The organism is Streptomyces endophyticus (assembly GCF_035798155.1).
GTDB classification, from domain to species: Bacteria; Actinomycetota; Actinomycetes; order Streptomycetales; family Streptomycetaceae; genus Streptomyces; species Streptomyces endophyticus.
In genome coordinates this window covers 14,564-27,422 of sequence record NZ_JAOZYC010000057.1, presented here as the reverse complement: position 1 = coordinate 27,422, position 12,859 = coordinate 14,564, and the positions used below count along the sequence as shown (strand labels likewise).

Here is a 12,859-nt window from a genome sequence, read left to right as displayed (position 1 = left end):
GACCGGCACCGATCCCACGCCGCAAGGGCCTAAACGGCCCCCAGCAGCGTCCGCGCCCTCTCCGCCAAGCCGTCCGCTCCGCAGGTCTCCGCGAGGGTGAGGGCGCGGCGGGCCTGGTCGGGGTCGGTCGTTGCCTCGGCGAGGTCGAGGCGGGCGGCCGCCTCCTCGTACGCCGCCGGGGAGTCGGCGAGCTTGCGCACCGCCTCCGTGAGCAGGGCACGCGCCCGCTGCGGTGGTGCCGAAGCGGCCGCGCGGCGCAGGGACTCACCGACGGCGCTGCGGGTGCCGATCACGCCGGCCCAGTGGCGCGCGTCGGCGAGCAGCGTGGCGGCGCGCACCGGGTCCTCCTCGGCGATCAGGTCCGCGAGGTCGTAGGCCCAGGGCGCCCACTGCACGTTGTAGCGGCCGCGGATCGTCGTGGAGGCGGCCGTGCTCTCCAGTTCGGCCCTGGCCTCCTTGGCGCGGCCGAGCGCGAGGAGCAGGCGGCCGCGTACCGAGCGGGCGTCGGGAAGGATCAGCGCGTCCGGGTAGGGCGCGCAGAACCCGTGGTCGTCGGCGAGCCGGTGGGCCTCGTCGACGTGGCCGCGGGCGAGCAGTGTGTCGATCAGCAGGCAGAGCGCGTCCCACTGGACGGTGACCCGGCCGCCGACGCGTTCGGCGAGCCGCAGCCCTTCGCGCAGATACGCCTCGGCCTCCACGAGGCGGCCGCGCCTGCGCTCGACGGCTCCGCACAGGATGTGCGCGAACGCCAGGTGGGCGCCGCTCCAGCCGCCGAGCTCGAAGGTGCGCAGCGCGTCGGTGAACAGGCCCTCCGCGTCGTGCAGTCGGTCGATGTAGGCGAGCGTGATGCCGAGCAGGGCGGGGATCTCGAAGCCCCATTCGGTGTCGGTCCAGCCGAGTCCGGGAGCGAGCCGTCCGTCGACGAGGACCCGGTCGCACAGGTCCGCCACGTGGTCGGCGGGCTCGCCGCGCAGCATCGCGTCGAAGGCGCGCAGGGTCAGCAGGGCGCGCTCGGCGTTGTCGGCGCCGGGCAGCGCGTCGGCGAGCAGGACGAGCTGCTCGGACCGCGTGAGCCCGTCGTCCTCCTCGGCGAGGAACGACTCGTACATGAAACGGGCGGCCAGCAGCCGTAGTTGCTGGGTGCCGGCCGGGGTGACGGCGGCGGTGTCCGCGACGCAGCGCGCGGCGTCCCGCATCTGGTTGCCGTGGGCGAGGGCCTGGGCGAGGCGCAGGGTCGCGTCGATGCGCAACTGCTCGGTGAGGCCGGGCAGTTGGAGGGCGGCGCGCAGGTGCTCGACGGTGGTGGCGGGCGAGGAGAGCAGGCAGGCACAGCCGAGTTCGTAGAGGACCTGGGCGCGGTCGACGACGGACGGCGGTTCGCGCAGGGCGCGCTCCAGGCAGCGGCGGGCCGCTTCGGGCGCGCCGACGGCGAGGTGCTCGGCGGCGGCAGCGCGCAGCAGGCGGACCGCCTCGTGGTCGTCGTCGGGGTGCACCTCCAGGAGGTGCCGGGAGATCGCGGCGGGTCCGTGGCCGCGCCGGGTCAGCGACCAGGCGGCCTGCCCGTGCAGGGCGGTGCGGGTGGCGGGCGGGACGCTGCGGTAGACGGCGGTGCCGACGAGGGGGTGCTGGAAGTCGAGCGGCTCGGACGGGTCGAGTACCTCTCCGAAGGCGGCCGGTCGGGGGCCGCCCGGCCCTCCGTCGGGTGCCAGGATGCGGGCCTCGCGCAGCAGTTCCACGCACCGGGTGGCCCGCTCCGGCGGCAGGCCCGCGAGTCGGGCCGCCGAGGCGAACGTGATGTCGGTGCCGAGGACGGCCGCGGCCCACGCCAACCGGTTGCAGTCCGGGTCGAGTTCGCCGAGCCGGGCCACGATGCCGCCGCCGCGCGCCGTGGTGCCGAAGGCGCGCAGCACCGGCGCGGCGTCCTGCGTCGGGGCGAGGCCGCGTGCGCTGCACTTGGCGAGCAACTCGACGGCTTCGTACGGGTTCCCGGTGGTCACCGCCCACACCTCGCGGCAGAACACGTCGTCGGCCCGGTCGCCGAGCACGCCCCGCACCAGGTCGCCGGTGGCCTCCTGGGTGAGGGACTGGAGGGTGACGTGCAGGCGGGCGGAGCGGGCGAGCGCGGCGAGATTTCCGGCGGCCTCGCGCGAGGCGTCAGCGAGTTCTTCGGGGCGGTGCGCGACGACGAGCAGCACCGGCAGTGCGGCGAGGCGCGGCGCGAGCGAGGCGAGCCAGGTGAGGCTCTCGCCGTCGGCCCAGTGGGCGTCATCGGCGAGCAGCACGAGGGGCCCGGGGCCGTCCTGGGCGGCGATCCGCTCGCGGGCCAGTTCGGCGAGGAGCGTGTCGAGCGCGTCGCGGACACCCTGCGGGTCGGCGGGGCGGGCGCCGGGCGCGGTCAGCCCCAGGGCGGGCCCCGCGACGTCGAGGGCAGGACCGTACGCGGCCCGCGGAGTGGCGGAGCCGAGCGCGGGGCCGAGCAGATGCCGCACCAGGTGGAAGGGCTGATGCGTGGTGGACTCGCCGGACCGCGCCACGTGCACGGTGCAGCGCGTGCGGGCGGCGTCCGCGATCCGGGTGAGCAGCGCGGTCTTCCCGACGCCCGCCTCACCCCGGTAGACGACGACACCACCGGTGCGCCGCGAACCGCACAGCGCGTCCAACGCCCGTGTCGCCGCGGCCGTTTCGAGGTCACGCTCGAGGAGACGGGGTCCTGGAGGTGTGGCGTCCATGCCGGTCCCTGGGGTTGCCGTACAGGGGCCGCGGTACGTGCCCGTAGAAACGACCCGCGGAATGTGCCCACGGCACGCGTGGGCGTTTTGAAGGGACTTCGAGGCTAGTACTGGCGCGGTGCCGCGCGGGAGCGGTTCGACCGAGTTTCCTCCTCGCCGTGATACTCGGTTGGGCTCCCGGCCCTTCCATCAGAGGATTGAGCACGTGACGGAGACGACGGACACGGCAGGCATGCGGGCGTTTCACGACGCGGTCACCGAGTGGGCCGCGGGTGGACCCGGTGAACCGGCGCGCGAGTTGGCCGGGCGCCTTCGCGTCCGCAGCGCCGTCCTCCTGGAAGGGCTCAGCGATGTCGCGGCGGTTGACGCGCTCGCCGGGCGGCGCGGGCGTGACCTCGCGGCCGAGGGCGTGTGCGTCGTGTCCATGGGCGGCGCGATGAATGTCGGGCGCTACGCACGGCTGCTCGGGGCGGCGGGGCTCGGGCTGCGGCTCACCGGACTGTGCGACGAGCGCGAGCGGCGGTTCTACGACCGGGCGCTGGGGCAGGGCGAGGACAGCGTCTTCGTGTGTGTCGCGGACCTGGAGGACGAGTTCATCCGCGCGCTCGGCGTCGTACGGGTCGAGGAGCTGATCCGGGAAGCCGGCGAGTGGCATCCCTGGCAGACCTTCGCCCGCCAGCCCGCCCAGCAGGACAGGACCACGCACCGTCTCCTGTGGCGGTTCCTCGGTACCAAGGCGGGCCGCAAGATCCGTTACGGGCGGCTGCTGACCGAGGCGGCCTGTGACGCCGGGTGCGTGCCCGCGCCTCTTGAGGAGCTGTTCGCGCGGCTGTAGGCGGCGCACCGCGACGTTCTCGGCAGGTGCGCCGGACGATCTTCGCGCGGTGGCCGGAGGTAGCTTGTCCGCATGCAGTCCTACACAATCGGCCAGGCCGCACGGCTGCTCGGCGTCAGCCCCGACACCGCGCGGCGGTGGGCGGACGCCGGGCGGATCGTCACACACCGCGACGCGAGCGGGCACCGGGTCGTCCAGGGCGAGGATCTCGCCGCGTTCTCCGTGGAACTGGCCGCGGGGGACGACGCCGACGACCACCCCTCGTACACCTCCGTGCGCAACGCCTTCCCCGGCATCGTCACCGCCGTGAAGCTCGGCGACGTCGCCGCCCAGGTGGAGATCCAGGCGGGGCCGCACCGGCTCGTCTCGCTGCTTACGCGGGAGGCGGTGGAGGAGCTGGGCCTGGAGGTCGGCATGGAGGCCACGGCCCGCGTGAAGTCGACGAATGTCCATATCGACCGTGCGTGAGCGCACCATCGGGTGCACATAGGAACGCACATAGGAACTCACGTAGGAACGCACATGCATGCCTGCACCGTCCACCTACCGGGATCATGCGAACCCACAGGCGACTTACCCCTGGCAGATGCGGCAGTATGGTCGCCGTAAGCGTTCCAGGACACAGCAGGGGAGCTGAACCGTGACAACCCGTTCCGCGCGCAGGACCACGACCCGCCGCATGCTGCAGGCGACCGGCGTGGGGGCCGCGGCGCTGCTGACCTTGAGCGCCTGCGGGTCGTCCGACTCCGGTTCCGGTGCGTCCGACGCGGACTCCTCCGGTTCCTCGTCCAACGGCAAGAAGCTGTCCGGGACCGTGAACGTGTTCGCCGCCGCCTCCCTCAAGGAGAGCTTCGAGAAGCTGGGCAAGCAGTTCGAGAAGGAGCACCCCGGCACCAAGGTCACCTTCAACTTCGGCGGCAGCGACAGCCTCGCCGCGGGCATCACCGGGGGCGCCCCGGCCGATGTGTTCGCGGCCGCGAGCCCCAAGACGATGAAGACGGTGACCGACGCAGGTGACGCCGAGGGCAAGCCGAGCACCTTCGTCCGCAACCAGCTGGAGATCGCCACCCTCCCCGGCAACCCGCACAAGGTGTCGTCCCTGAAGGACCTCACGAAGCCCGGCCAGAAGGTCGTGCTGTGCGCAAAGGAGGTGCCGTGCGGCGCCGCCGCGCAGACGGCACTCACCGCGAGCAAGCTGAAGCTCACCCCGGTCTCGTACGAGCAGGACGTCAAGAGCGCCCTGACGAAGGTGGAGCTGAAGGAGGCGGACGCGGCGGTCGTGTACAAGACCGACGTGCACGCGGCGGGTGACAAGGTGGAGGGCGTGGAGTTCCCCGAGTCCAAGGACGCCATCAACGACTACCCGATCGCCCCGCTGAAGAAGGCGCCCAACGCCGAGGCGGCCAAGGCGTTCATCGAGCTGGTCACGTCCGCCGACGGACAGAAGGCGCTGACCGACGCCGGGTTCCTGAAGCCGTGACCGTAGCGGCCGAGGACACCGTGGAGGGCGGGGCTCGGCGCCGCCGTGGCCGCGTCCCTCCGCTGCCGCTGCTCGTGCCCGCGCTCGTGGGCCTGGCGTTCCTGGTGGTGCCGCTGGTGGCACTGCTCGTACGGGCCCCGTGGGCGCAGCTGCCCGAGCAGCTGACCAGTCCCGAGGTGTGGCAGGCGCTCCAACTGTCGCTGGTGTGCGCCACGTTGGCGACGCTGGTGAGCCTGATGCTCGGGGTGCCGCTGGCGTGGCTGCTCGCGCGCACCGAGTTCCCGGGGCGCGGTCTCGTACGGGCCCTGGTGACACTGCCGCTGGTGCTGCCGCCCGTGGTGGGCGGCGTCGCGCTGCTCACGGCGCTCGGCAGGAACGGTGTCGTCGGGCAGTATCTGGACTCCTGGTTCGGGATCACGCTGCCGTTCACCACGACGGGTGTCGTGATCGCCGAGGCGTTCGTGGCGATGCCGTTCCTCGTGATCAGCGTCGAGGGCACGCTGCGCGCGGCCGACCCGCGCTACGAGGAGGCCGCCACGACGCTCGGCGCCTCCCGGTTCACCGCGTTCCGGCGGGTGACGCTGCCGCTGATCGCGCCCGGTATCGCGGCCGGCGCGGTGCTCGCGTGGGCGCGCGCGCTCGGCGAGTTCGGCGCGACGATCACCTTCGCGGGCAACTTCCCCGGCCGCACCCAGACCATGCCGCTCGCCGTGTACCTCGCCATGCAGAGCGACCCGGCCGCGGCGATCTCCCTCAGCCTGGTGCTGCTCGCCGTGTCGATCACGGTCCTGGCAGGCCTCCGCGACCGCTGGATGACCGCGTCATGACCGACCTCCAGAAGACGGTGGCGCCCGAGGATGTGGCGGGGGCCGGACTCGACGCGCGGCTCGTCGTGGACCGCGGCACCTTCCGGCTCGATGTCGCCCTGGCCGCGAACCCCGGCGACGTCGTCGCGCTGCTCGGCCCGAACGGGGCCGGGAAGACCACCGCGCTGCGCGCGCTGGCAGGACTGACGCCGCTCGACGGCGGGCATCTCCGGCTCGACGGCGCGGGCCTCGACGGCACGCCGCCGGAGTCACGTCCTGTGGGTGTGGTGTTCCAGGACTACCTGCTGTTCCCGCATCTGAGCGCCCTGGACAATGTGGCGTTCGGTCCGCGCTGCCAGGGCGCCACGAAGGCCGAGGCCCGTACGCAGGCGCAGGCCTGGCTCGACCGGATGGGGCTCACGGAGCACGCCGGGGCGAAGCCGCGCCGACTCTCCGGTGGCCAGGCCCAGCGCGTCGCGCTCGCCCGCGCGCTCGCCACCCGGCCGCGGCTGCTGCTCCTCGACGAACCGCTCGCCGCGCTCGACGCCCGCACCCGCCTGGACGTGCGGGCCCAACTCCGCCGCCACTTGGCCGAGTTCGAGGCCGTGGCGGTGCTGGTCACGCACGATCCGCTGGACGCGATGGTGCTGGCCGACCGGCTCGTCGTCATCGAGCACGGCCACGTCGTCCAGGAGGGCGCCCCTTCGGACGTCGCGCGCCGCCCGCGCACGGACTACATCGCGCAGCTCGTGGGGCTGAACCTGTACCGGGGCAACGCCGATGGACACACCGTCCACATCGCGGACGACGGTCCCGCGATCACGACCACGGAGGACCTGACCGGGCCGGTCTTCGTGGCGTTCCCGCCCAGCGCGGTGACGCTGCACCGCGAGCGGCCCACCGGGTCCAGCGCGCGCAACCTGTGGCGCTGCGAGGTGAGCGGCATGGAGACGCACGGGGACCAGATCCGCGCGGCCCTCTCCGGCGAGCTTCCGCTGGCCGCGGACCTCACGACGGTGGCGGCGGCGGAACTGGGGCTGCACCCCGGCGTCGCGGTGTGGGCGACGGTGAAGGCGACGCAGACGCATGCGTATCCGGCGTAGCCACTTCAGCCGCTCCAGCCACTCCAGCCCCGCCGGCGATTGAGGCGCGGGGTCCGGGGCAGAGCCCCGCAACCCGAGCCACGGGCTACGGGCTACAGGCCACGAGCCACCACGCGAGACCGCGCGCCCGAAATATGAGACACCTTCCACCGATCCCCCGGCGGAGCCTAAAGTGGCGCACATGTTCGGACCCGCTCGTCACCTGGCTCTCGCGCTCTTCGCGGCCACGACGTGGAGTGTCGACGACGCGCTCTGTCGTCGTTGACGCCAGCTCCTCCTGTCCGAGCGTTCCCACTCCACCTGCCGGAGATCTGCCGTGACCACCGCTCCACCCGTCGGGGCGCCGCCGCGCGCCGCCCTGCTCACCCCGTCCCCCACCTCGTCACCCGCCCCGGTCGCCGAGGCCGCGCCGCCCACCCGGTGGGGGCCGCTTGTCGGTGCCGGGGTCATCGGCGCGGTCCTCGACGCCTATGTGTTCGTGGAGCACGGCGCGAAGCCGGGCGTCCTGCTGCTGCTCGGGATCGGGCTCGGGTTCGCCCTGTTCCACTCGCGGTTCGGGTTCACCTCCGCGTGGCGGCAACTCGTGGCCGTCGGCAACGGCACCGGGCTTCGGGCGCACACCCTGCTGCTCGGCACCACGGCGACGCTCTTCGCGCTGATCATCGGCACCGGCACCGGGCTGTTCGGCTCGGTGCCCGCGCCCAGCGCGGGGCCGATCGGCATCGGCCTCATCGTGGGCTCGTTCCTGTTCGCGATCGGCATGCAGCTCGGTGGCGCCTGCGCCTCCGGCACCCTGTTCGCCGTCGGCTCGGGGCAGAGCTCGATCGTGCTCACGCTCTTCGGGTTCATCGTCGGTTCCACCCTCGCCGCCTGGCGGTTCGGGCTCTGGGGCGATCTGCCTGCGCTCGACCCGTACCTGCTGTCCGACCACGTCGGCTGGGTCGGCTCCTGGGCGATCACGATCGTGGCGCTCGCCGCGATCTGGTTCGTCGCGCGCGCCGTGCAGGCCCGCCGCAATCCCCCGCCGGTCGGCGCCCCGCCGTCGGCGAAGGGCGCGCTGCTCCGTACCGTCCGTGGCTCCTGGCCGCTGGCGGCGGGCGCCGTGGTGCTCGCGGTGCTCGGCGCGGGTGTGCTGCTGGTGTCCGGTGGCGCGTGGGGCGTGACGAGCGCGTTCTCGCTGTGGGGCTCGAAGGTGGTGGGCGCGCTCGGTGGCTCCCCCGAGACGTGGGCGTTCTGGCAGCAGCCCGGCAACTCCGCCCAGTTGGCCGGCCCGGTACTCGCCGACAAGAACAGCCTCACCGATATCGGCATCATGGTCGGCGCGGCCGTCGCCGCCGCGGCGGGCGGCGTGTGGAAGCTGCACCGCGGCATCCCCGCCCGTACGGCGATCGCCGCGGTCCTCGGCGGCATCCTGATGGGGATCGGCGCGCGCCTCGCGGGCGGCTGCAACATCGGCGCGTACCTCGCGGGCATCGTCTCCGGTTCGCTGCACGGCTGGATCTGGGGCGCCGTCGCCATCCTCGGCACGTGGGCGGGCCTGCGCCTGCGCCCGGTGTTCGGCCTCGGCAACCCGAAGCCGTCGGACAGCGTCTGCTGACTGGCGTAAGGGTGTGAACAGGGGCGAGGGCCCGGGCGGCGCACCGCCCGGGCCCTTGTCGTTCATCCGTCGCCGTTCATCCGTCGCCGTTCATCCGGCCCGTAACGATCTACGCGCCCGCCCCCTCGCCGAGCAGCCCCTCCAACGCCGCCACCGCATGCTCGCGGTGTCCGTCGAGCAGTCGTACGGCGTCCTCCGTGCGGCCCTCGCGCAGCGCGTCGAGCACCGCCCGGTGTTCTACGAGGACGTGCTCGCGGCTGATCGAGTCCGCGTAGTAGAGGGAGCGGTAGGCGTCGGTGGCGTCCCACAGGGTCGCGATGAGGCGCACCAGGCGGTGCATGCCGGACGCCTCGAAGAGGACGAAGTGGAATCGGCGGTTGGCGGCCGCCATCGCCGCGACGTCCGCCGCGGCGGCCTGCGCCTCCACCTCTTCCTGGGCCTCCTCCAGGGCGCCCAGGACGGCGCCGCCGCCGCGCATCGCCTCGCGTACGGCCTCGGCCTCCAGGATCTCCCGGATGCGGTACACCTCGCGCAGCTCGGCCAGGGACAGCTCGGCCACGAAGTAGCCGCGGTGCGCGTGGTGGACGACGAGGGACTCCCCCTCCAGCGTCTTGAGCGCCTCGCGCAGCGGCACCCGGCTCACGCCGAGCTGTTCGGCGAGGGCGTCCTGCCGGATCGGCATGCCCGGCTTGATCTCCCCACTGGTGATGGCCCGGCGCAGCTCCTCCAGGACGAACTGCTGCGCCGTGGGGGGCCGCCGCCTCGGTGCGGGCGTGGTCATGGCGGCTCCTCTTCCTCTCTGCCGGGCGTCGGCAGCACGTGGTGAACGGCGCCCATCCTACGGAGCGCCACCGACATCGCCCGTCCCGTCCGTGGCGGAAAGCCCCAGCTCGGCGAGGATCTGCTCGGTGTGCTCCCCGAGCCGCGGCGGAGCGGTGACGTACGCGGCGGGGGCGGCGCTCAGCCGGATGGGGTTGGCGACCTGCGCGGCAGGTGTCTCGCGGTCCGGGTCGTCGATGTGTACGCGGGGGTCGAGGCCGAGCCGTTCCGCGAAGGCGAAGGCCTCCCCGAGGTCGTTGATCGGGCCGCAGGGCACACCGACGGCGGTCAGTGTCTCGAACCACTCGTCGGCCCCGCGCTCCCGAAGGCGTTCGGTGAGCTCGGCCAGGAGTTCCTCCCGGTGGGCCACGCGCGCGGTGTTGTTCGCGAAGCGCGGGTCATCGGCGAGCGCGGGCACGCCCAACTCGGCGCACAGCGCGCCGAATTGCCGGTCGTTGCCGACGGCGAGCGCCAGCGGCCGGTCCTTGGCGTCGAGGACCTCGTACGGGGCGATGCTCGGGTGCTTGTTGCCCATCGCGCGGGGCACCACTCCCCCAGCGACATGGGCGGAGGCCTGGTTGGTGAGCGCGGAGAGCAGCGAGGTGAGCAGGGAGACCTCGACCTTCTGCCCCTCGCCGGTGCGTTCGCGGTGCCGCAGCGCCGCCATGACACCGAGCCCCGCGTGCATTCCCGTGATGACGTCGACGAGCGCGACACCGGCCTTGGTGCCCTGCCCGCCCGGCTCCCCGGTGACGCTCATGAGTCCGCCCATGGCCTGCACCAGCAGGTCGTAGCCGGGCAGCGCGGCGCCCTCCGCGGTGCCGAATCCGGTGACCGAGCAGTACACGAGTCCGGGGTTGAGCGCGCTCAACTCCTCGTAGCCGAGGCCTAGTTTGTCCATGGTGCCGGGCCGGAAGTTCTCGACGAGGACGTCGGCGCGCGCGGCGATGGCACGGGCGGCCTCGCGCCCGGGCTCCTCGGTCAGGTCGAGGGCGACGGAGCGCTTGTTGCGGTTGACGCCGAGGAAGTAGGTGGCCTCGCCATCGGCGAAGGGCGGGCCCCAGGAGCGGGTCTCGTCGCCGACTACCGGGCGCTCGACCTTGATGACCTCGGCGCCGAGGTCGGCGAGGAGCATCGTCAGGTACGGGGCCGCGAGGACCCGGCCGAAGTCGGCGACGACGAGCCCCGAAAGGGCTCCCTGGGCGGCGGGCCTTGTGGCCGGCATACGGCTCTCCTTGTGGAACCTTGGCAAGCGGTGGGCGTGCGGCTACGATCCGAGGACTTGAAGAAGTTGGATCCAAAATCCGATATCCGTATCCGTGTCCGCACCCTAGCGCCACCCCGCGCATCTGTCAGCAGCCAAGGAGCCCGCGATGCCGTCGTCCTCAACTCCCCTCCACCCCTTTGACCTTGTCGACATCGACGGCATGTTGAGCGACGAGGAACGCGCCATCCGCGACACCGTGCGCACCATGGGCGAGCGCGAGCTGCGCCCGAAGGTGGCCGAGTGGTTCGAGAACGGCGCCATCCCGGCGCGCGAGCTCGCCCGCGAGCTGGGCGGCCTCGGCGTCCTCGGCATGCACCTGGAGGGCTACGGCTGCGCGGGCACCAGCGCCGTCTCGTACGGGCTCGCCTGTATGGAGCTCGAGGCGGTGGACTCGGGTCTGCGCAGCCTCGTCTCCGTGCAGGGTTCGCTCGCGATGTACGCGATCTGGAAGTACGGCTCCGAGGAGCAGAAGCAGCAGTGGCTGCCGGGCATGGCGGCGGGCGAGAAGATCGGCTGCTTCGGCCTCACCGAGCCCGACGCGGGCTCCGACCCCGGCTCGATGCGCACGAACGCCAAGCGCGACGGCTCGGACTGGATCCTCAACGGCGCCAAGATGTGGATCACGAACGGTTCGGTGGCGGACGTCGCCGTGGTCTGGGCGCGCGCCGAGGACGGCGTGCGCGGGTTCGTCGTGCCGACCGACACCCCCGGCTTCTCCGCGCCGGAGATCAAGCGCAAGCTGTCCCTGCGCGCCAGCGTCACCAGCGAGCTGGTCCTGGAGGACGTACGCCTGCCCGCCGACGCCATGCTGCCGGACGCGCGCGGCCTCTCCGGCCCGCTCGGCTGCCTCAACGAGGCCCGTTTCGGCATCGTGTTCGGCGCGCTCGGCGCGGCCCGCGACTGCCTGGAGGCGGCGATCTCCTACGCCGGTGACCGTACGGTCTTCGAGCGCCCCCTGGCCTCGTACCAGCTCACCCAGCAGAAGCTCGCCGACATGGCCCTCGAACTCGACAAGGGCATGCTGCTCGCGCTGCGCCTCGGCCGGCTCAAGGACGAGGGCCGCGGCACGCCGGAGCAGATCAGCGTCGGCAAGCTCAACAACGTGCGCGAGGCCATCCAGATCGCCCGCGAGTGCCGCACCATCCTCGGCGCCAACGGCATCACCCTCGAATACCCGGTGATGCGGCACGCCAACAACCTGGAGTCGGTGCTGACCTACGAGGGTACGAGCGAGGTCCACTCGCTGGTCATCGGCAAGGCACTGACCGGGCTCGCGGCCTTCCGCTGAGTTCCGTCGCGTTCCGTCAGCCGGTGAGTCGCCACGTCACTTCGCCGTCGTGCCACTCGTCCGTGGGCGTCAGCCCGCAGGCGGTGGCGACGGCGGCGGAGGCGTGGTGCTCGGGGTGGATGTGCGCGACGAACGTCCCGACGCCCTGCTCCCCGAGCCATGCGACGAGCGCCCGCGCGGCCTCGGTGGCGATCCCGCGCCCCTGCGCCGACGTACCCACGACCCACGCGATCTCCGCGACGCGGCCCCCGTGGACGGTCGCCTGCACCGTGCCCACCAGGCACTCCTCGCCCCGGAGTTGGACCACCCAGTTGAGCCAGGTGACGGCCGGGTCGGGCGAGCCCGCGAGCATCCGCCGGTAGCGCGCCCGCAGTTCCTCGACCGTGTCCGGTGCGCCGCCGATGAAGGTGTGCAGGGCCGGGTCGTCGAGCACACCGGCCATCTCCTCGGCGTGCTCGACGCGCAGCGGCAGCATGGCCAGCCGGCCAGTGGTGATGGTGGCCATCCCGTTCACGCGCCCGTCGCCGGCCGGTCCACGCGGATCAGGGTCTGCTGCCCGTTCGCCACCAGCTTGCGCCGCTCCCCCTGCACGCCGAACACCTCCAGTTGACACACCGTCAGGGTGCGCCCCGGCTTCAGGACGGTGCCGACGGCTTCCAGGTGGTCGCCGACGGCCGGGGCGAGCAGGTTGATCTTGTACTCGACGGTGAGCACCTCGGTGTCCTCGGGGAACAGCGTGTACGCCGCGTAGCCGCCTGCGCTGTCGGCGATCGAGCTGGTGGCGCCCGCGTGGAAGTAGCCGTGCTGCTGGGTGAGTTCGGGCCTGCTCGGCAGCACGATGCGCACCCGGCCCTCGGCGACCTCGGTGAGCTCGGCGCCCAGGTGGGCCATCAGCCCCTGGCGCTCGAAGCTCTTGCGGACGCGGGCCACCGTCT

12 protein-coding genes are annotated in these 12,859 nt (G+C 72.9%); 7 read left to right on the top strand and 5 right to left on the bottom strand.

What is annotated here, in order from left to right:
• Window positions 1-29: 29 nt before the first annotated feature.
• Entirely contained in the window at window positions 30-2,729 is a 2,700-nt protein-coding gene (locus OKJ99_RS08050) for an ATP-binding protein (protein ID WP_326015129.1), read from the bottom strand.
• Between the two features lie 232 nt (window positions 2,730-2,961).
• Between OKJ99_RS08050 and OKJ99_RS08045 the strand changes: the two genes are divergently transcribed.
• The 6 genes from OKJ99_RS08045 to OKJ99_RS08020 all read left to right on the top strand — a co-directional run bounded on the left by OKJ99_RS08045 (window position 2,962) and on the right by OKJ99_RS08020 (window position 8,550).
• Window positions 2,962-3,564, top strand: a complete 603-nt coding sequence (locus OKJ99_RS08045; RefSeq protein WP_326015266.1) for a TOPRIM nucleotidyl transferase/hydrolase domain-containing protein — start codon at window positions 2,962-2,964, stop codon at window positions 3,562-3,564.
• A 72-nt stretch (window positions 3,565-3,636) separates the two neighbouring features.
• A complete protein-coding gene (locus tag OKJ99_RS08040) occupies window positions 3,637-4,032 on the top strand; it encodes a TOBE domain-containing protein (protein ID WP_326015128.1) in 396 nt (131 codons plus the stop codon).
• Between the two features lie 172 nt (window positions 4,033-4,204).
• Complete coding sequence (gene modA, locus OKJ99_RS08035) at window positions 4,205-5,044, top strand: molybdate ABC transporter substrate-binding protein (RefSeq protein WP_326015127.1); 840 nt, start codon at window positions 4,205-4,207, stop codon at window positions 5,042-5,044.
• Window positions 5,041-5,871 carry a molybdate ABC transporter permease subunit gene (modB, locus tag OKJ99_RS08030; protein ID WP_407700660.1) on the top strand — a complete coding sequence of 277 codons (831 nt, stop codon included), beginning with the start codon at window positions 5,041-5,043 and terminating at the stop codon, window positions 5,869-5,871. Before modA ends, modB begins: the two co-directional genes overlap by 4 nt.
• Window positions 5,868-6,953: an ABC transporter ATP-binding protein gene (locus tag OKJ99_RS08025; RefSeq protein ID WP_326015126.1), complete on the top strand. Its 1,086-nt coding sequence runs from the start codon at window positions 5,868-5,870 to the stop codon at window positions 6,951-6,953. Before modB ends, OKJ99_RS08025 begins: the two co-directional genes overlap by 4 nt.
• 316 nt (window positions 6,954-7,269) lie before the next feature.
• The gene (locus tag OKJ99_RS08020) at window positions 7,270-8,550 is read left to right on the top strand and encodes a YeeE/YedE family protein (RefSeq protein ID WP_326015125.1); all 1,281 of its coding nucleotides are present in this window, start codon (window positions 7,270-7,272) and stop codon (window positions 8,548-8,550) included.
• 109 nt (window positions 8,551-8,659) lie between these two features.
• Here OKJ99_RS08020 and OKJ99_RS08015 read toward each other — a convergent pair whose 3' ends face one another.
• On the bottom strand, window positions 8,660-9,331 hold the full coding sequence (locus OKJ99_RS08015; protein WP_326015124.1) for a GntR family transcriptional regulator: 672 nt from the start codon (window positions 9,329-9,331) through the stop codon (window positions 8,660-8,662).
• 57 nt (window positions 9,332-9,388) lie between these two features.
• The gene (locus OKJ99_RS08010; protein WP_326015123.1) at window positions 9,389-10,594 is read right to left on the bottom strand and encodes a CaiB/BaiF CoA transferase family protein; all 1,206 of its coding nucleotides are present in this window, start codon (window positions 10,592-10,594) and stop codon (window positions 9,389-9,391) included.
• A 148-nt stretch (window positions 10,595-10,742) separates the two neighbouring features.
• Here OKJ99_RS08010 and OKJ99_RS08005 point away from each other — a divergent pair, with 148 nt between their 5' ends.
• Window positions 10,743-11,924, top strand: a complete 1,182-nt coding sequence (locus OKJ99_RS08005; protein ID WP_326015122.1) for an acyl-CoA dehydrogenase family protein — start codon at window positions 10,743-10,745, stop codon at window positions 11,922-11,924.
• Between the two features lie 16 nt (window positions 11,925-11,940).
• Here OKJ99_RS08005 and OKJ99_RS08000 read toward each other — a convergent pair whose 3' ends face one another.
• A complete protein-coding gene (locus OKJ99_RS08000; protein ID WP_326015120.1) occupies window positions 11,941-12,429 on the bottom strand; it encodes a GNAT family N-acetyltransferase in 489 nt (162 codons plus the stop codon).
• A 5-nt stretch (window positions 12,430-12,434) separates the two neighbouring features.
• Complete coding sequence (locus tag OKJ99_RS07995) at window positions 12,435-12,815, bottom strand: PaaI family thioesterase (RefSeq protein ID WP_326015263.1); 381 nt, start codon at window positions 12,813-12,815, stop codon at window positions 12,435-12,437.
• Window positions 12,816-12,859 lie beyond the last annotated feature (44 nt).